9 protein-coding genes are annotated in these 19932 nt (G+C 63.3%); 8 read left to right on the top strand and 1 reads right to left on the bottom strand.

The window, feature by feature from the left end; genetic code table 11:
• Positions 1-70: 70 nt before the first annotated feature.
• Positions 71-1162 (bottom strand): ADP-ribosylglycohydrolase family protein, encoded by a 1092-nt coding sequence (locus tag A5759_RS19955; protein ID WP_068201196.1) that lies wholly within the window; start codon positions 1160-1162, stop codon positions 71-73.
• Positions 1163-1367: 205 nt separating this feature from the next.
• On the opposite strand from A5759_RS19955, the gene A5759_RS19950 reads away from it, so the two are divergent.
• From A5759_RS19950 to A5759_RS19915, 8 genes are all read left to right on the top strand, one after another.
• On the top strand, positions 1368-6521 hold the full coding sequence (locus A5759_RS19950; protein WP_231984703.1) for a DEAD/DEAH box helicase: 5154 nt from the start codon (positions 1368-1370) through the stop codon (positions 6519-6521).
• 5 nt (positions 6522-6526) lie between these two features.
• Entirely contained in the window at positions 6527-7078 is a 552-nt protein-coding gene (locus tag A5759_RS19945; RefSeq protein ID WP_068200691.1) for a hypothetical protein, read from the top strand.
• Between the two features lie 65 nt (positions 7079-7143).
• Positions 7144-8130: an IS481 family transposase gene (locus A5759_RS19940; RefSeq protein ID WP_068200688.1), complete on the top strand. Its 987-nt coding sequence runs from the start codon at positions 7144-7146 to the stop codon at positions 8128-8130.
• A 146-nt stretch (positions 8131-8276) separates the two neighbouring features.
• Entirely contained in the window at positions 8277-10436 is a 2160-nt protein-coding gene (locus tag A5759_RS19935) for a helicase-related protein (RefSeq protein ID WP_231984702.1), read from the top strand.
• Positions 10433-14335, top strand: coding sequence for a DNA methyltransferase (locus A5759_RS19930; protein WP_068200686.1), 3903 nt, complete (start codon positions 10433-10435; stop codon positions 14333-14335). The genes A5759_RS19935 and A5759_RS19930 overlap by 4 nt, the downstream gene beginning before the upstream one ends.
• A 16-nt stretch (positions 14336-14351) precedes the next feature.
• Positions 14352-16637, top strand: coding sequence for an McrB family protein (locus A5759_RS19925; protein WP_082962232.1), 2286 nt, complete (start codon positions 14352-14354; stop codon positions 16635-16637).
• Positions 16609-17814, top strand: a complete 1206-nt coding sequence (locus tag A5759_RS19920; protein ID WP_068200683.1) for an McrC family protein — start codon at positions 16609-16611, stop codon at positions 17812-17814. Before A5759_RS19925 ends, A5759_RS19920 begins: the two co-directional genes overlap by 29 nt.
• Complete coding sequence (locus tag A5759_RS19915; RefSeq protein WP_156616981.1) at positions 17814-19691, top strand: hypothetical protein; 1878 nt, start codon at positions 17814-17816, stop codon at positions 19689-19691. The genes A5759_RS19920 and A5759_RS19915 overlap by 1 nt, the downstream gene beginning before the upstream one ends.
• Positions 19692-19932 lie beyond the last annotated feature (241 nt).

The raw sequence follows: 19932 nt of genomic DNA, 5'->3' as shown, positions 1-19932 counted from the left end.
GATCTCCCTCCCACCGGCCGGTTACCCCATCAGCGATTCGACGAAGCCTGCCGGCATCCGTGCCCACGTATCAGAAGCCGGGGTACTTATGCCATATTCGCTCCGTCTCGGGGTCGAATTCGTAGTCGTCGATATCCCAGTCTCGGAATGCGAAGAGGTCGTCGGCCAGTTCGCTGATCACATCGCCGAGCTCCACCTGGCGCAGCCATTCCGCGGGTATCGCCTCTACACCGTGCATGGCACCCAGAAGGTTGCCCGTGATCGCACCGGTGGAGTCCGAATCACCGCCGTGGTTGACCGCCATTAACACACCGTGGCGAAAGTCCCGCGCGACCAGAGCGCAATAAATCGCGATGGCAAGAGCTTCCTCGGCAGTCCAACCCTCGCCGATATCGGCAATGGCCTCGTGGTGCGGTCGGCCGGAAGTAGCCAGCCGCTCCGCCGAATCGAGTGCTGTAAGCACCTCGTCGTGCCGCGGCCGAGTGGTCAGCAGCGACTTCACCGCGGTCAGAGCATCGAGAAGCGGTGACTCGCCGACGAGCGCGAGAATGAGCGCCCCGAACGCGCCACCGGCCAGTGAGCCGGTGGGATGTCCGTGGGTGATCGCACACAGCTCAGTTCCCAGGCCAAATGCGGCTTCCAGATCATGTGTGCTCCCGGCCCTGGCTACGAACAGTCCAGCTGGAGCGACCCTCATGACACCTCCGCATCCCTTGCTGTCGTTACGAGCGCGGTCCCCCAGATCTCCCAGGCTCCGGAGGGCCGACACGCACGTGTTGCCGGGCGCTCGTCGATGGTGAAGTTCTGCGTGGCCGAAAAGCCAGCCTTTCTCCTCCTCGTTCAGCAAGTCGATCGTGAGGATCGGGCGCTCACCTTGGGTCAGCAGCCATCGCAGGTAGGCGTGCGCGGTCACGCCGACTTCGGTGGTGATGCCCTTGATCGAGCCGCGCACAAAGCTGCGGATCAGTCCTTCGGCGGTGAACATCGTCATTTGGGTGTCGTCGGTGATTGCTCCGATTCGTCCGTAGGCGGGGACGTAGTCGGTGACGCCGTCGGCGCCGAAGCGCTCGACGATGTTCCTCCAACTCATGAACTCGACCGGTGCGCCCAGCGCGTCACCGACCGCACCGCCGAGAAGGCACCCCTTGAATCGCTCCCGCAGACTCGGTTCGGTCAGAAGGCTCTCCTCCCGTGTGTGGGGCCAAGTGTCGGACGTCGCTGCGAGGCTATCCGGCCTCGACAACGCGCGCTGGCCGCCTGTTCTGCCGTTGTTCATAGCCGCACGCCAGTAGCGAGACGTTTGGAATGATTGCTTGAGAGGGTCGACTACCGCGCCTGGTGAACTAGTCGTCACAAGCGGGACAACAATGGGGAGGCAGATGGACATCTTCCGCGTCCACCAGGAGCTGATTGACGACTACAAGTCCTTCACCACCAGCGCCGTTGTCCCCCGAGACCCGCGCATTGAGCAGTACGTCGCGGACGAGCTTGCCGAGGGCAAACAGTGGCCGGAGCCGTGGCTGTCCCTGAACCCCACATTTGCTCCTGGCGGTTCGATCGACGAGCTGGTCGCCGAGGATCTGCTACACCCTGAATGCGCCAAGATTTTTCGCCCGAAGCAGGACATCGTCGACCCCGGCAGTCGGCCCATCACGCTGCACCGCCACCAGCGAGAGGCCATCGAAGCCGCAAAGTCCGGCAAGAGCTATGTGCTCACCACCGGCACCGGCTCCGGTAAGTCCCTGGCCTACATCATCCCGATCGTCGACCGGGTGCTGCGCCAGGAACCACGCCAGTACGGTGTCAAGGCCATCATCGTCTACCCGATGAACGCCCTGGCCAACAGCCAGGTGGGCGAGCTTGAGAAGTTCTTGATGTTTGGCTATGGCGAGGGCAACGAGCCGGTGACCTTCGCTCGCTATACCGGCCAGGAGAAGGGCGAGCGTCGCGAGGAGATCCTGCGCAACCCGCCCGACATTCTGCTCACCAACTACGTAATGCTCGAGCTGATGCTCACCCGGCCGGAGGAACGGCGGAAGCTGGTCGACGCGGCGAAGGGTTTGCAGTTTCTCGTCCTCGACGAGCTCCATACGTACCGCGGTCGTCAGGGTGCGGACGTGGCGATGCTGGTCCGCAGGGTGCGCGACGCCTGCCAGTCGCCCAACATGCAGTGCGTTGGCACGTCGGCGACCATGGCCAGCGCCGGCACTGAAGTCGACCAACGGCGTGTGGTCGCCGAGGTGGCGACTGGGCTGTTCGGCGCTGAAGTCACACCGGACCGGGTGATCGGGGAGACCCTCAATCACGCCACGGGCGGAGACCCGGACGACGTGGCCGAACTGACCCGAGCAGTTCAGGCCGGGGGAGCCACTGGCGAGTATGAGGAACTGGCGGCTTCCTCGCTGGCATCGTGGATTGAGTCGACCTTCGGGCTCGCGATGGAGCAGGATTCGCGGCGGGTGATACGGCAACGGCCCGCTCGAGTGCGCGAATCGGCGGCGCGTCTGGCCGATCTCACGGGTCGCACCGTCGATGAGTGCGCGCCGGCGATCCGCACCACCTTGCTGGCCGGCTCAGCCGCCCGGAATCCGGTCACCGGCCGGCCATTGTTCGCCTTCCGGCTGCACCAATTCCTCTCCAAGGGCGACACCGTCTATGTCTCGATCGAGGACGAAGCCAGACGCCACCTCACCTCCCAGTATCAAGTCGCCGTGCCGGATCGGCCGGACCACGTACTCATGCCCTTGGCGTTTTGCCGCGAGTGCGGCCAGGAGTACCTGGTCGTGGCGCGGACCACAGAGGGTTCAGAGGTGCTCTACCGCCCGCGCCGGGACCGCGACGCCAGCGGTGGCGACCAGGCGAACGGATACCTGTATATCTCCACGGGCCAGCCCTGGCCCTTGGATCCGCTGGCGGAAGGTCGCTTACCGGACTCCTGGCTTTCCGACGGCCAGGTGGTCGAACGGCGCCGCCCGTATCTGCCCCGGCGGGTAAGAGTCGACGTCGGCGGCAGCGAGGTCGCATCGGGCGGTGTGGCGGCCGCGTTCGTCCCAGCCCCGTTCCGGTTCTGTCTCCGCTGCAAGGTGTCCTACGAGCAGGCGCGCGGCAACGACTTCGCCAAGCTGGCTACGTTAGACGCTGAGGGCCGAAGCTCCGCGGTGTCAGTGCTGAGCACTTCGATCGTGCGCTCCCTCAACGAGATTCCACCCGAAGAGCTCAGCCCGGAGTCACGCAAGCTGCTCACGTTCGTCGACAATCGGCAAGACGCCAGCCTGCAGGCTGGACACTTCAACGACTTTGTTCAGATGGTTCAGCTTCGCGGTGCTCTCTATCGGGCACTCCAATCGGGCAGCCTTCACCACGAGGACGTTGCGCAGCGGGTGGTCGAAAGCCTGGGCCTGCGGTTCGAGGACTACGCTGCCAACCCCGAGGCGGTGTACGGGGCGCGGGCGTCGGCTGAGCGGGCATTCAAGGAGTTCATCGAATACCGCCTGTACTCCGACCTCCAGCGGGGGTGGCGGGTCACCATGCCCAACCTGGAACAGACCGGACTGCTTGTCGTCGGATACGAATCGCTGTCGGAAATCGCCGCCGACGCCGCGCTGTGGGAACGGACCTACAAACCGCTGCGCGACGCCAGGGCGGTGCAGCGAGAAGAGTTGTGCCGCATCGTTCTTGACGAGTTCCGCCGCGATCTCGCCGTCGCCATCGAATGCCTCACCGACGACGGCTTCGATCGGGTCAAGCGGCAGTCCGATCAACAGTTGAAGGGATTGTGGTCGATCCCTCCCCACGAGCCGCGGCCGCGGCCGGCGATAGTGTCCACCGAGATCGGCAAGCCCGGCGCCCCACGAGTCATCGCCCGCCTGACCGGCCGCACGGCACTCGGCCGGTACATCCGCGAAGCCAGCGGACTCACGCTGCGGGGCGACCGGATGGACACCGCCGACGCGCAGAAGGTTATCGAGGATCTACTCCGCGTTCTGGATCGGGCTGGGTTGCTGACCACCGTGGATGTCGAGGGCCTCTCCGGTCCCAACTACCGTTTGAAGGCATCGGCGGTGATCTGGAAGCCCGGTGACGGCCGCGTCGGGGCGCCCGATCCGCTTCGGAAGGGTTTCGACCCCGACCAGGGCACCCGCGTCAACCCCTTCTTCCTGGATCTCTACCGCAAGACCGCTCCGGAACTGGTCGGCATGTACGCCCGCGAACACACCGCCCAAGTTGCCGCCTCGGATCGTGAGGAACGCGAAAAGGCTTTCCGCAAAGGCGAATTGAAGGTCCTGTACTGCTCGCCCACCATGGAACTCGGCGTCGACATAGCCAGTCTCAACGCTGTGGCGCTGCGCAACGTCCCACCCACACCGGCCAACTACGCCCAACGCAGCGGACGCGCCGGCCGGTCCGGCCAACCTGCCCTGGTCACCACCTACTGCGCCACCGGCAACGCTCACGACCAGTACTACTTCCGGCGCTCGGTCGACATGGTCGCCGGATCAGTCGCCCCGCCGCGGCTGGACCTGACCAACGAGGCTCTGCTGGCGTCGCATCTGCAGGCGCTATGGCTCTCCGAAACTGGCGCCGACCTCCATTCGCGGATGCCGCAGCTTCTCGAACTCGATGCACCCGGCATGCCGCTGACCTCCGATCTGGAGAAAGCACTAATCAACCCCGACGCGATCCGGCGGGCCACCGAGCGGGCGACCGTCCTGATCGCACCCCTTATCGAAGACCTCCAACGCACTTCCTGGTGGCACGAAGACTGGCCCGCGGCCGTAATCTCCGCCGCGCCAGAGGAATTCGATCACGCCTGCAACCGCTGGCGCGAACTGTATCAAGCCGCCCTGGACGACCAGGCTGAGCAGAACCGGATTGTCCTCGACAGCGCGGTGAATAAACGCGCCCGAGATGCGGCAGAGGGCCGACGGCGTGAAGCGGAAGGGCAACTTCGGTTACTCCGCAACGAAGACACTGACCGCACCCATTCCGACTTCTACACCTACCGCTACTTCGCCAGTGAGGGCTTCCTACCCGGATACAGCTTTCCGAGGCTGCCGCTGGCGGCCTATATTCCTGGCGTCCGAGCGGCGATCGGAAACCGCGCTGGCGGCGACTATCTACAGCGTCCGCGATTCCTAGCCATCAGCGAGTTCGGTCCCGGCGCGATCATCTACCACGAAGGCGCGCGCTACGAAGTCAAGCGCATCCAGGTGCCAATGAGCGCAGGCGGCATCGGCACCGTCGACACACAGGACGCATACCGCTGCGAGTCGTGCGGCTATCACCACGTGCGCCGCCCCGGCCTCGACGTGTGCGAGAACTGCGAGGCGCCGCTGGGCACACCCCAATACGGGTTGATGCGCATGCAAACCGTTTTCGCACGCCGGCGTGAACGGATTTCCAGCGACGAAGAAGAGCGCCGCAGAGCCGGATTCGAGCTGCACACGTCGTACCGGTTCAGCCAGCATGGGCCGCGCCTCGGACGCTCCGATGCCACTGTGCAAGATCAAGACGGCGAACTGCTAACCCTGAGCTACGGCGATACCGCGACGGTACGAGTTACCAACGTCGGCCGCCGGCGTCGCAAACACCCCAACGACCTTGGCTACTGGCTCGACACCGTCAAAGGGAACTGGCTATCGGAACGAGACGCCGAAGACATCACACCCCAGGACGATGCCCTCGACGACGCCGCCGACGTGCCCACCAAGCAAAAGGTAATTCCCTACGTCGAGGACACCCGCAACATCTTAGTGCTGCGGCTCGGCCAACCGGTCGCGCCCGAAGTTTCCACCAGCTTGCGCTACGCCCTGGAGCGCGGTGTCGAAGCCGAGTTCCAGTTGGAGGACTCCGAACTCTCCAGCGAGGCCCTCCCCGACAATGAAGCGCGCGGCCGCATGCTCTTCACCGAATCTGCCGAGGGCGGTGCTGGTGTTCTGCGGCGGCTGCTCGGCGAACCCGACGCCATCGCGAAGGTCGCGAGGGCCGCGTTGGAGATTACGCACTTCACTGCGGACGGCACCGACCTTGGCAGCGCCGAAGGGGCTCGGGAACGCTGCGAAAAAGCCTGCTACGACTGCTTGCTCGCCTATTCCAACCAAACCGACCACGCGGCCATCGACCGGCATCTGATCGCCGACCTCCTGCTGCGGCTCGCCGCGTCGAACACCACGCCCGCCATCGAGACGGAACACCGAGAAGACAAAGCGCACGAGATGCGAGCGAGTTGTGAGTCCGAACTGCAACGGGCCTTCATCGATCTCCTAGTGCAGCACGAGTTTGCCCTGCCGGATGAAGTCGGACAGCCCGTCAGTGCGGCAGGGGTCAGGGCGGACTTCGCGTTTCATGCCGACGGGTCAGCGCTGGCGGTGTTCGTCGAAGAGGCATCCCCTCCGGATGCCGAGGAGGTTGAGGACATGTTCAACGACGCGGGTTGGACGGTGCTGCGGCTTCATCCTGGCGACGACTGGCTGTCCCGGGTGCGCGAACACTCCTACGCGTTCGGAGTAGGAAGGGTTTAGGCACCGTGGGATTCGCTCCTGGAAATCTCGTCACGGCACGCGGTCGCGAATGGGTGGTGTTGCCGGAAAGCACAGATGACTTTCTGGTGCTGCGGCCCATCGGCGGCATCGATGACGACATTGCCGGCGTGCTCGCCAGCGAGGGTGTTAGCCCGGCGTCGTTTCCTCCGCCCCAACCGGAGGATCTCGGTGACCACCTGAGCGCATCGATGTTGCGTAGCGCGCTCCGGATCGGATTCCGCTCCACCGCCGGACCGTTCCGAAGCCTGGCCTCCATCGCCGTCGAACCCCGCGCCTACCAGATGGTGCCGCTGATGATGGCGCTCAGGCAGCACGTCGTTCGCCTGCTGATCGCCGACGACGTGGGCATCGGCAAGACCATCGAGGCCGCATTGGTGGCCACCGAGCTGCTCGAGGTCGGTGACGCCGGCGGACTGACGGTGCTGTGCAGCCCCGCGCTGGCCGAGCAGTGGCGGGGCGAACTCAGAGAGAAGTTCGGTCTCGAGGCTGAACTAGTTGTACTGACCACGGACGTTAGATACGGCGTGGCGGGGTGACATAACGAAGACCTCCGAGTGGAGTGCGAGCTGTCTAGGAACGCTCACCGATCTCGGAGGTCTTCGTGGTTCACCGTAATGCCACTTTGTCTGAAACCGGTCGCTTGCGGCTGGCTCGTTGCATCGTTGATGAGGGGTGGACGCTGCGCCAGGCAGCGGAACGCTTCCAGGTGTCGGTGAGCACAGCTGCACGATGGGCTGGCCGTTACCGCGCCGAGGGTGAGGTCGGGATGGCCGACCGCAGCTCACGCCCGCATCACAGCCCCAATCGCACGCCCACGCGCACCGAGCGGCGCATTATCGGCGTGCGTGTCACCCGTCGTTGGGGGCCGGCCCGTATCGGCTACCTGCTCGGGATCCACCCCTCGACCGTGCATCGGGTACTGACTCGGTACGGGATCGCCAAGCTGCGCTGGCTCGACCGTGCCACCGGACGGGTGATCCGTCGAATGGAATCGGCGCAGTGCGGAGACCTGGTCCACGTCGACGTCAAGAAGTTGGGCAAGATCCCCGCCGGGGGCGGCTGGCGCATGCTGGGCCGTTCGGCCGGCAAGCGCAACGCTCAAGCGGATAAGACTGGGGTGACCAACAAGTACCGCCAGCCGGTGCGGGGTTATCACTTCATCCACACCGCACTGGACGCGCATTCACGGCTGGTCTACTCCGAGCTGCTGGCGGATGAGCGCAAGGGCACCGCGGCAGATTTTTGGTTGCGAGCTAGCGCCTGGTTCGACCAACGCGGTATCTCGGTACGAAAAGTGTTGACTGACAACGGCTCCTGTTACCGCTCACACGTCTTCCGTGATGCGCTGGGCGGTATCGAGCACCGTCGCACCCGACCCTACCGGCCGCAGACCAATGGCAAAGTGGAGCGCTTCCATCGGACCCTCGCAGACGAATGGGCCTACGCCCGGCTCTACACCAGTGACGCCGAACGCTGCCAGGAGTATCCGCGCTGGCTGCACAACTACAATCACCACCGCGGCCACACCGCACTCGGCGGTCAACCACCAGCCAGCCGCGTACCTAACCTCTCAGGTCAGTACAACTAGTCCTGCCCAGTACGGTTCGCCGCCTAGAACGCGGACGTATCGGCGCCGAGTCGATTTTCGAGCGATACCCGATCACCGTGGTGTCCACCGACTTCATCAAGAGTGCGCGGCGTCGCCACGAGTTCCTTCGTACCTGCCCGGATCTAGTGATCGTCGATGAGGTGCACACCTGCGTCGCGGACTCCACCACCAGCGGTTCAGGCCGCACTCAGCGCTACGAACTGGTCCGCGACCTTGCGGCTGATCCCTCTCGACACCTGATCATGGCCACCGCTACTCCCCACAGCGGGAAGGAGGAGGCGTTCCGGAACCTGCTGGGGCTGCTAAAGCCTGAGTTGGCCACTGTTGACTTGGAGAAGAAGGCCGATCGTGAGCATTTGGCTAAGCACTTCGTTCAGCGGCGCCGCGTGGACATCCGTCGTTACCTCGATGAGGACACCCCGTTTCCGAAGGACCGCCTCTCGGCGGAAGTGCCCTACTCGCTTAGCCCCGAGTACCACGCGTTGTTCGCCAAGGTCCTCGACTACGCCCGCCAAACGGTCCGCACCGATGAAGGCGGACTTGCTCGGCGGGTCAACTGGTGGTCGGCGCTGGCCCTGCTTCGGGCGCTGGCTTCATCACCGCGCGCAGCCGCTCAAACTCTGCAGACCCGTGCGGCGACGGTCGCCGCTGACTCACTGGAAGAAGCCGACGCGATCGGCCGAGCCATCGTGCTTGACCAGGCCGATGACGAGGCACTCGAGGCGGTCGACACCACGCCTGGCGCTGACACCGACACCAAATCCGCCAATACCAAATCCCGGCGGCTGCAGGCTTTTCGCGCCGAAGCTCTGAAACTCGAAGGTAAACCCGACCGCAAGATCGCCGCATTGGTCAAGAGCGTCAAGGAACTGCTAGGCGACGGGTTCAATCCCATAGTCTTCTGCCGGTTCATCGACACCGCCGACTACGTGGCCGAGCAACTCAGTGCATCGCTGGGGAAGAACGTCACAATCCGCGCCGTGACGGGAACCCTGCCCCCCGCGGAACGGCTCGCCCGCATCGAGGAGCTGACGGCCGAGCCGGGCCAGCACGTGCTGGTCGCCACCGATTGCCTTTCGGAGGGGGTCAATCTGCAGGAGAACTTCCAAGCCGTGGTCCACTACGACCTGGCGTGGAATCCCACCCGCCACGAGCAGCGCGAGGGCCGCGTGGATCGTTTCGGCCAACGCGCCGACACGGTGCGCGCGGTGACCCTCTACGGCCGCGACAACCAGATCGATGGGATCGTGCTCGACGTACTGCTGCGCAAACATGAGGCGATCCGCAAGGCCACCGGTGTTGCGGTGCCGGTTCCCGACAACAGCGAGGCCGTTGTCGAGGCACTGATGGAGGGCCTGCTGCTGCGCGGGCGCGACGCGGAGCAATTGGGTCTGGAACTCGACCTGGAGGAAAAACGCGACACGCTGCATAACCAATGGGAGTCGGCGGCCGCACGCGAACGTAACGCCCAAACCAAATACGCGCAGCACGGCATCAAGCCCGATGAGGTCGCCGCCGAGCTGAAAGAAACCCGCGCCACCTTGGGCACCTACACGGATGTCGCCGAATTCGTCGACCACGCGCTGCGAGCCCTGCGCTCCACCGTGACCCCCGCGGAGTCAGGCTTCACCGCCACGCTCGGGCCGCTGCCGCTGGCACTCCGTGACGCACTACCGCCCGGCCGGAAAGACCCTTTGCACTTCGCCGCTGAGTTGCCAGTGGCCCGCGGGGACGCCGTGCTCACCCGCACCGACGCCTCGGTGGAGGCGGTCGCAAACTACGTTCTCGAATCTGCTCTCGACACAAATCTTTCCGACGAGCAACGGCCGGCGCGGCGCTGCGCGGTCATCCGCAGCAAGGCGGTGTCGACCCGCACCACGCTGCTCGTCGTTCGCTACCGCTTCCATCTGCAACTCCCGTCCCGCTCCGGCACCCGTGAGCTGGTTGCTGAGGATGTCGCCACACTCGCCTTCGAAGGGGCACCGGCCAAGCCGCACTGGCTATCACCGCAGTCGGTGACAGCACTTCTGCACGCGCGGCCATCGGGCAATGTGCCCCCGCTGCAAGCGACTCAGTTCATCAGCCGCGCCATCGATGGTCTGCCCGACATTGCGAAGCATGTCGCCGACCACGGTGACGATCTCGCCGCCCGGCTGCTTGAGTCACACCGCCGGGTGCGACAGGCTGCCGCGGAAGTGGTGCGCGGGCTGAAGGTGACAGTCGAACCGGGCGCTGATGTCCTCGGCGTCTTCGTCTATGTGCCTCGCGTGGGAGGTGAGAAGTGAGCGCCGACACCGCCTCCGCCAACTTCGTGGGCGTCCGCGTTGTCGGCGGGCTGCTTCCCGCGGACCTACTGGCCCGACTCGTCGCCGGACAAGCCCCGGATGGACTGTCCTCCAATGACTTTCATCTAGCCGCGGGTGAAACCGTGCGCGACGCTGCCAACCGAGTGTGGGCGTATCTGCGCGGCGCTTGGACCACCTACCGTCATGCCCTGGCCGCGTTGCCCGATGACGACGCGGCGACCGGATTGACGCGAGAGCGGTTTGCCCTTGTGCTGCTGGACCAGCTTGGCTACGGCCGCGTCCACGCCACCGGAAGAGGTGGAATCCATGTTGGTGAGCGCGGTTTCCCCATCTCGCACCTGTGGGGAAGCGTGCCGATCCATCTGCTCGGCCGCGTCGCGTTGGACACCCGGACGAAGGGGGTGGCGGGGGCGGCGGGCGCTTCCCCGCAGTCGATGGTGCAGGAGCTGCTCAACCGCTCCCATGACCACGTGTGGGCTATTCTCGCGAACGCGAGCACACTGCGGTTGGTCCGCGACTCGACCTCGCTGGTGGGGTCCGCCTACGTGGAATTCGATCTGGAGGCGATCTTCGATGGGGATCTCTTCGCCGACTTCCTGCTGCTTTACTCGCTGTGTCACGTCTCTCGCCTTGAGTCCCGCGACCCCGAGGTCGGCCCCGCCTCCTGCTGGCTGGAGCACTGGCGTCAGGACGCGATCGAAACAGGCTCCCGTGCGCTGAACCTCCTGCGCGACGGCGTGATTCAAGCACTGCACACGCTGGGTTCAGGGTTCCTCACTCACCCCGACAACGCAAAGCTGCGTCAAGACCTTGCCGACGGTCTGATCACCGTCGAGGACATGAATCACGCCCTGCTGCGGATCATCTACCGGCTGCTGTTCACCTTCGTCGCCGAAGACCGCAACGCGCTGCTCGACCCCGACGCCGACCCCGAGGTCCGACGCCGATACCTGGACTACTTCTCCACCGAGCGGTTGCGCCGGACATCGCGGCGCCGGCGGGGCGGCCGCTACGGTGACCGCTGGGAGGCACTCAAGGTCGTGTTCCGTGGACTCGGCAATGTCGACGGTCTGCCCGAACTCGGGTTGCCCGGAATCGGCGGACTCTTCGAAAACGGTGCCCTGGACTTCCTGATGGGCTGCTCGCTCAGCAACCAGGCCCTGCAGTCCGCGGTCTACTCACTGTCACTGGTGCGCGAACCGCGTTCACAGGCCCTGCGGATCGTCGACTACCGCAACCTCGGCGCAGAAGAACTCGGCAGCATCTACGAGTCGCTGCTCGAGTTGATGCCCAGCTGGGACCCCGCCACCAAGACCTACTCGCTGGTCGTCGCATCGGGAAACCAGCGCAAAGACACCGGCTCCTACTACACCCCCACGTCGCTGGTGGAGTCTCTACTCGACACCGCACTAGACCCAGTCCTTGATGAGGCCGAGAAGTCCAACGAATCCGAGCAGGCGCTGCTACGCGTGACCGTGTGCGACCCCGCCTGCGGCAGCGGACATTTTCTGGTCGGAGCGGCCCGCCGGATCGCCAAACGGGTGGCCGCCCTGCGAACCGGTGACCCCGAGCCGGCCCCCGAGGCGGTGCGTTCGGCGATGCGGGACGTCGTCGGACGCTGCGTCTACGGCGTCGATGTCAACCCGCTGGCCGCCGAAATGGCCAAGGTGTCGCTGTGGCTGGAAGCCCTCGACCCTGGCCGGCCCCTGACATTCCTGGACGCCCAGATCAGAATCGGCAACGCCCTCGTCGGCGCCACCCCGAGGCTGCTCGCCGAAGGCTTGCCCGATGAGACGTTCAAGCCGATCGAGGGCGACGACAAGAAAATCACCGCAACCCTGGCCAAGCAGAACAAAGCCGAGCGCAGCGCCCAGGCCAGCCTATTCGACGTCGACATGGGCGCCGCGAACACCGCACTCGCCAAGCAGGTTGCGAAAGTGGTCGCCGCGCCGACGATGTCACTCGCCGACATACATGTGCAAGAGCAACGTCTTCGCGCCTACACCGATTCCGCCGCCTACCGTCAGCAGCGCTTGGCAGCCGACGCCTGGTGCGCGGCATTCGTGTGGCCGAAAAGCCGCGGTGCGCCTCCCGCCATTACCCAGCGCACCATCACTGCGCTGATCGACGGTGACGACAAGCTAACCGACAAGCAGCACGCCGAAATGAGTCGACTCGCCGCCGAATACCGTTTCTTCCACTGGCACTTGGAGTTTCCTCACATCTTTCCGACCGAATCCACTGGTGACGATACGGTCAACGAGGCCACCGGATGGTACGGCGGATTTTCAGTCGTAATCGGCAATCCGCCGTGGGAGCAGGTGGAACTAAAGGAGCAGGAGTTCTTCGAAGCGCGAGATCCTGATATTGCCCAAGCGGCGGGTGCAAAGCGAAAGAAACTCATAGCCAATCTCATCGCTGCTGAGGCTCCACTTGGACAGGAATACCTAGCCGCCAAACGCCGTCTCGACGGAATGCGACATTTTGCGGCCAGTTCAGGCCGATACCCTTTATGCGGACGGGGGAGGGTAAAAACCGATCCGCTGTTCGCGGAAGTAGGCCGCAGCCTGATTGCAGGTGTCGGGCGGTTCGGACTGATCCTGCCCACCGGGATCGCGACCGACGCCACCACCCAGTACTTCTTCAAAGACCTCGTCGAGCACGGCGCCGTCGCGAGCCTCTACGACTTCGAGAATGCCAAGCCGCTATTCGAGGGGGTGCACCGCAGCTTCAAGTTCTGTCTGCTCACGTTGACCGGCCGGGATCTGCGCGAGCCGGAGGCCGATTTCGCGTTCTTCGCCCACGACCCTACCGACCTGCAACGCCCCGGCACCCGGTTCACCCTGACGCCGGAGGAGATTACCCTGCTCAACCCAAATACCGGCACCTGTCCGGTGTTTCGCAGTCGCCGCGACGCTGAGATCACAATCGGCATCTACAAGCGAGTGCCCGTCCTTATCCGCGAGGGCGATCCGAAAGGCAACCCTTGGGGCGTGAAGTTCATGCAAGGCTTGTTCAATATGACCAGTGACTCGCACCTATTCCGTACACGCGACGAACTGGAAAGCGACGGATGGGCACTGCAGGGCAACGTGTTTCACAAAGGCAAAGAGAAGATGCTTCCGCTGTATGAGTCAAAGATGATCCATCTCTACGACGACACTTGGGCCACGTATGAGAACGGCACAATTCGCGACGTGACTCCCGAGGAGAAGCGGAACAAGAACTTCGTGGTAATGCCGCGCTATTGGGTTAAGGAGAAAGAGGCACTTCAGAGGGCCGGCGATTACGGGCTCGAATCCATGTTCGCGTGGAGAGGGATTGCGCGGTCAACGGATGTGCGGACGGCTATCGGATGTATCGTACCGCCGGTGCCTGGCGGGGGTAACTACGACATCGTTCAGGGACTCCAAGACAGCCTTCTGCGGTTTTTCGCCGCTGTATTTTCCTCTTTCGCTTTCGATTTTGTGGTTCGTCAAAAGCTGAGCAATATGCATCTTCAGTTCAGCGTCGTCAAACAACTGCCGGTGCCCTCTCCATCAATGAGCACCCAGCCTGCACCGTGGAGGATCGACTTGGCCTTGGGCGCGTGGGTAGGGGCGCGGGTTGCTGCGCTACGTACCAAGTCGGGTGACGATTACGTTCGGATTCGCTCTGAACTCGACGCGGCCTTCTTCCGCCTCTATGGAGTCGAACGCGATGACGCCGACTACATCATGGAGAGTTTCCCGATCGTCAAGCGCAAAGACGTTGCCGCACATGGTGAATACCGAACTAAGCAGTTGATCCTCGAAATTTACGACGCGATGGCTGAGGCAGGGCGAACGGGTAAGGCCTACAAGTCGCCGTTCGATGAGAAACCTGCACGCGCGCGATAAGGGGAGGAGAACTGTGGTGAGCGTTGATGATGTCGGCGTGTTTGGGCGGGCGGATGCATTCCTCGTGGAGAAGGTCGGCCGCCAACTGATTGAGTTCGGTTTCGGGCAAGACAGCTCACTCCTTACGCCGGATCAACCAGTTTGGACCGCCGCTCATCTCACCGAACTCCAGCAGGACTATGTCAATCGGCCGCAAATAGGATCCGGCGGGCTGATCGAGAAGCTCGATGAGCAGTTGGCTACAACCTCATCGGGTGCCGTGCAGCTCTTCGCTGAGCTTCTCATCGCCAACGTTCTACCGATCACGAATCTCGGCGGACAGTTAAAGCTACAACAAGTTGAGGCAGTGTTGAATCGCTGCAACCCACCGGTCGCAGTACCCGACGAGGTGAGGCAGGCCTTGCTGGAGGGACGCGCGTTCCACGGCGGGCCCGCATTCGGGGGAAACAGACCTAACCAGCTCGCGTACCTCATCGCCATCGCCCATCGCTTCAAAGAACTTCCCGACCAACGCAGAGTCGACGCGCTCACCGAGCCGCTGATCTTCCGCTCCGAGGTCGACACCATTCACACGGGTCAATGGGCACAGCGACAAGCACTCCTATATCTGGCGTTCCCGGACTTCTTTCTCCCAATCGTGAACCGCGGACAGCGCCGCCAAATCCGCGACGCTTTCGCGGCCGAGTATCTGGGTCGTCCCGTTGGCGACGTCGATGAAGATCTTCACCTCATCTACGAGGCGATGGTGGATCAGCACGGCGTAGTCGACCTCTACCAGTCTCTGTGGCGCGACAAGTGGCAAAAGCCGACGGTGGCGGTTGAGGCGTCACCGACGGACGAGGTGCGACACGCATGGCGCATTCACGGCTCGAACGTGAAAGGCCAAGACATGGTGCCCATCTGGCGCCACAAGGGCACCGTATCCCTGGCCGCGAGCCTGCTACGTCATGTCGAACCCGACATCACCCGAGACGAACTCAAAGGTTTCGTTGAGGAAGACTACCGCTCGTCAGGATATGCACAGCGCCAAGAGAAGCTCGACGAGTTCTATGCCTTCCTGGCGCGCATGCACCCCGAAGATCTTGTTGTCACCGTCAGCCAGGGCCACGTGTACTTCGGGACCATCACCGGGCCTGCCGAGTCGGTGAAGAGCAGTGACCAGCGGTCTAATCTCAGACGGACCGTCAGGTGGTATCCAGGCTCGATGCCGGTGTCGCAATTGCCTCCCGAGGTCTCGGCACGGTTTAGCGCGCAGGGCGAGGTTCTGGATCTCACCCAGCATCTGGAGACTCTCGTCGCCCTGGCCGAGCACCGGCGGCCCCCGGAGGGGCCTGCGTCACTGAACCTGCCGAATGCGACCGATGATCTGGCCGCGCGTCTTAACGTCCCTACCGAGTGGCTGCAGGAATGCGTCGACCTCCTACGCGACCGTCCACAACTCATCTTCTATGGGCCGCCGGGTACGGGTAAGACCTACATCGCGCAGGAACTCGCCCACCACCTCACCACCGAGGCGAACGTCAAGATCGTCCAGTTCCATCCGGCCTATACCTACGAGGACTTCTTCGAGGGATACCGGCCCAAGGAGCACGGCGGCGGGCAGGTCGGCTTCACCCTGACCCCGGGACCGCTCCGCTCCCTGGTCGACAAGGCCAAAGACAACCCGGACGCGGTCTACGTCCTGATCATCGACGAAATCAACCGCGGCAACCTGGCGAAGGTTTTCGGCGAGCTGTACTTCCTGCTGGAGTACCGCGACAGCGCGATCGATCTGCTGTACTCCGCGGACAACACCGAGCCGTTCTCTCTGCCTAAGAACATCCTCATCATCGGGACGATGAACACCGCCGACCGGTCGATCGCTCTCGTCGACGCCGCGATGCGCCGGCGCTTCGCCTTCCTTCCGCTGCATCCCTCGGAGAGTCCGACCAATGGCATTCTCCGCAAGTGGCTCAAAGCGACCAACCGTCCCAACGATGTGGCCGACTTGCTCGAAGAGCTCAACTCACGGATCGAGGATCCAGATTTCAAGATCGGACCGTCGTACTTCATGCGGTCCGCCGTGCACGAGGCGGGTGACAAAGGTCTGGAACGGGTCTGGCGCACCGCCATCCTGCCACTACTCGAGGAGCACCACTACGGCGACGGAACCGACGTCCGCTCCCGGTACGGCCTTGACGCCATCCGTAAGGCCGTGAAGGACAAGGCTGCTGTCGGCGAGGCCTCCCAAAACGCTGATGGTGCTCCCACCCCCACTCTCCAGGCAACCGATCATGGCAGCAACGCCGCTGTTACTGACTGAGGGGGAAAGCCCACGGACTGTCGCGTTAACCGACGCGGAATATGTTGCGCTCCAACAACTCTCCCTCGTGAACGTCACTCCCACGCTGACGCATGGGTTTTTCGACGTGGCGGCCGGCCGCAAGGTCGGGGCTGTGCTTGTCGGGCAGCGCCAAGTCGTGGTGCGCCCGAAGATTACCAACCTCAACAGGCTGCTGTTCCTGCTCGGTTACGCCCAAGATCCTGGAATTTGGCGGGATGAACTGGTGCAGCTATCCGGCGACGAGGACCTGCTGCCTGCCCTGGCGGAAGCGTTCGGCCGGATCGCCTTGCGTGCTGTGGAGCAGGGTCTGCTGCAGGGATACCGGACCATCAACGACCGGCTGCCCGTCCTGCGCGGCCGACTGCTTGCCAGCGAGCAGATGACCCGCCTGTATGGTTTGCCCGTCCCGGTGGCCGTCGAATACGACGACTTCACCGTCGACATTGCCGAGAACCAACTGTTGCTTCTCGCCGTAAATTGGCTCATTGCCGTTCCGCGACTAGGCGAGGCGCCGCGCCGCCGCCTGCAGCGGCTGCGACGAATGCTCGCCGACGTCACGGTCCTTCCGCGCGGCGCGGAATCGCCGACCTGGCACCGCAGCCGACTCAACGCTCGGTATCACCCCGCGCTGGCCTTAGCCCAAATCGTATTGGCGGCAGAGTCTTTCGAACACCGCATGGGCGACTTGACGGTCACCGGCTACATGTTCGACATGTGGCGTGTGTTCGAGGACTTCGTGACGACTGCGCTTCGGGAGTCCCTTCACTCCCTGGGCGGGCACAGCGTCTGCCAGAAGTCGCTGAGCCTTGACGAGCGGGACCGAGTAGTGATGCGGCCCGATCTGATGTGGTTTCTGGACGGGCAAGTGCGGGCCGTGGTCGACGCCAAGTACAAGGCCGAGCGGCCGGAGGGCTTCCCCAACGCGGATCTCTATCAAATGCTGGCGTACTGCACCGTGTTGGACCTACCCGAGGGGCACCTGGTCTACGCGAAAGGCAATGAGCCAGTGGACTTGCACACCGCTAGGGGCAGTGGTGTGGTGATCCACTGCCATGCGCTCGACTTGAGCGTTACAACGCCCGAGTTGCTGCGGCAGGTCGATCAGCTTGCAGCAACGGTGGCGCAGACGACGGCCGCACTGAGCGTGGGGACCTAATGGCTTCCAAGAAGGTGGATGTTGCCGTCCATGACGGAGATCGTCTTGTTGCCCGGCTCACCGCCCGTCCGGTGAGGCTCATGCCCGACGGGTACGCCGGCGTCGTCTACAACGGCGCGGTGTATCCCCTCTGCGAAGGCAACTACATCGATATCAGCGATGAGCCGACTGACAAGGACGACTGCGACCGCTTCCTAGCGGCTTACAGCGATGTCCCGTATTGGCCTGAAACTAGCCTGGACGACCTCTCTGAAAGCGGCCACCTCGGAATCGAAGACTGGTACCTGGAAAGCAACCAGTTCGGCCACTACTTGGTTTTCGATGCATCGGAGGATGCCGCACGCCGACTGGTCGACGCAGTCGAGTCACACGGTTTGGGAGTCAGACGCTGGGACGAGAGTTCCCGACCAGCCGACAACGGCCAGTTCTACGACTGGTTCATCCGGCTGGGTTTCACGGGTTCGCGCGAGGAGTGCCTCCACCTTGTTGAGGAGCTGCTCGAGGGTGAAGACAGCGAGCAGTATGCCGGCTCAGGTGAACCGCCGGGTGATGACGTCGAGTCGGATCCCGGTTTTGCGGGCATGGACGAGATGGTGGACTTGGTCCTCTCATCCAGTCCGGAGGATCTCGACGCCGACGAGGTGATCGAATTCGTAGAGCTGCTGGACTTGGACGGGAGTGCCGAGTACGTCGGATACCTCAGTTGGCGGTACCGAGAGGCAATCCCCCGCCCCGGCTTCTTGTTCGATGGTTCAGTACTGGGCCGCCTTCAGGTAATCGCAACCGTCGTCAGAGACGACAAAGAAGTGCTCGCTCGGCTCATCCGAAGCCACGGCAAATTCCTCGACCAGAATCGAGGCGTGACCCGGCGCGCGATTGACGCCGAATTCGACCGAGTCGACCTTGACGCCAGCTGGTGGTCGGCGGACGACGCGCTGCGGCGGGCGCGAGCGAGCATTACTTTCTTACGCCACGCCTCTCTGCTGATCTTTGGTGACGACGACTGCAGAGAGCACTTGCTCGACAAGGTGCGCCAGTTGGCTCCGCCCGAGCCGCACGCGCTGCGACACCACCCACAGCGCGTAATCGCCGCTATCTCGAATCTGGAACGCATGATCGGTTTCGTGGAGCAGCTCCTAACCGATGACCTGGATGAATTCGAAGAACGCTTCGTCAACGGCCAGGATGAACTGCTGACGCTCGAACGAGGTGACTTCGACTTCATAGCGGAGCTGGTGAGCGCGCCCTCGTCGTCGGCCCAGGCGGTAGACGGCGATCTGCCGTTTGAGATCCTTCCGCCCGGTGAATTGCTCCATTCGTTCATCAGAGAACTCCGCGCAACAGGCAGCTATCACGGGCGTGAGATCGACATGAAGCGCGTTGAGGTACTAAAGCGGCTCGAGGATTACTTCCCTCAAGCACGATGTCGGATACACCGCGGCGCCTTCCCGTCGAAGGGTCGGGATAACCTCTACGTGGTGCTTTCGATCGCCCACCCGGGAGACCGCGCTGAGAATGCAATTGCCGTCAGTCCCTGTAAGGGCGAACACGCGACCTTCGTTGTGCGCCATGATTGCGGCTCAGGTCTTCCCTGGCATGTCGTTCTCTCCCGCACAAAACGTGAGGCAAAACTTCTAGGCGCGCGCCGGCTCTTGTTCACATCGAAGTCAGGGCGACGCATCGATGAGTATGACGCGATGCTGGAGAAGCTCTTGTGGTTTTTAGAGTCTGAACCCGAAGACTTCGAAGGGGGAAGAGTTTTGCTGGATGACGATTACGACGAGCCACGGGCCAGGACAAGTACTGGTGACAAACACGGATCGTCACCGAGCGTGGTAGCGAAAGTTTTCAACTGGGTAACGCGTAGGAAAGCATGACGGCGTCGGGAGAGCGATGAAAGCTGACACATACGAGCTCAAAGGAATTCTAGGCAAGGAGCGCATCTTTGTCGTTCCCACATTCCAGCGAGATTACGAGTGGACTCAAGAAGGCCAGTGGGAGTTGCTCTTTGAAGACCTTAATGGCCTTGCCGACCGCTTGTTGACCCGTCCCGGTGAGTCCGGAGACTGCATTTGTTGAATCACCCCGCCTTTGGTGGGGTGCGCCTGTGATCGTAGT

This window comes from Mycobacterium sp. 852014-52144_SCH5372336 (assembly GCF_001665615.1).
Classification (GTDB): Bacteria; Actinomycetota; Actinomycetes; order Mycobacteriales; family Mycobacteriaceae; genus Mycobacterium; species Mycobacterium neumannii_A.
Note: the sequence above shows the minus strand (reverse complement) of the source record. Positions and strands in the feature narration are given on the sequence as shown.

What these genes read in the sequence shown, in the direction of transcription:
- A5759_RS19950 (WP_231984703.1), top strand. Translation starts at nt 1,368, where the DNA reads ATGGGGAGGCAGATGGACATCTTCCGCGTCCACCAGGAGCTGATTGAC.
- A5759_RS19920 (WP_068200683.1), top strand. Translation starts at nt 16,609, where the DNA reads ATGGCAGCAACGCCGCTGTTACTGACTGAGGGGGAAAGCCCACGGACT.
- A5759_RS19915 (WP_156616981.1), top strand. Translation starts at nt 17,814, where the DNA reads ATGGCTTCCAAGAAGGTGGATGTTGCCGTCCATGACGGAGATCGTCTT.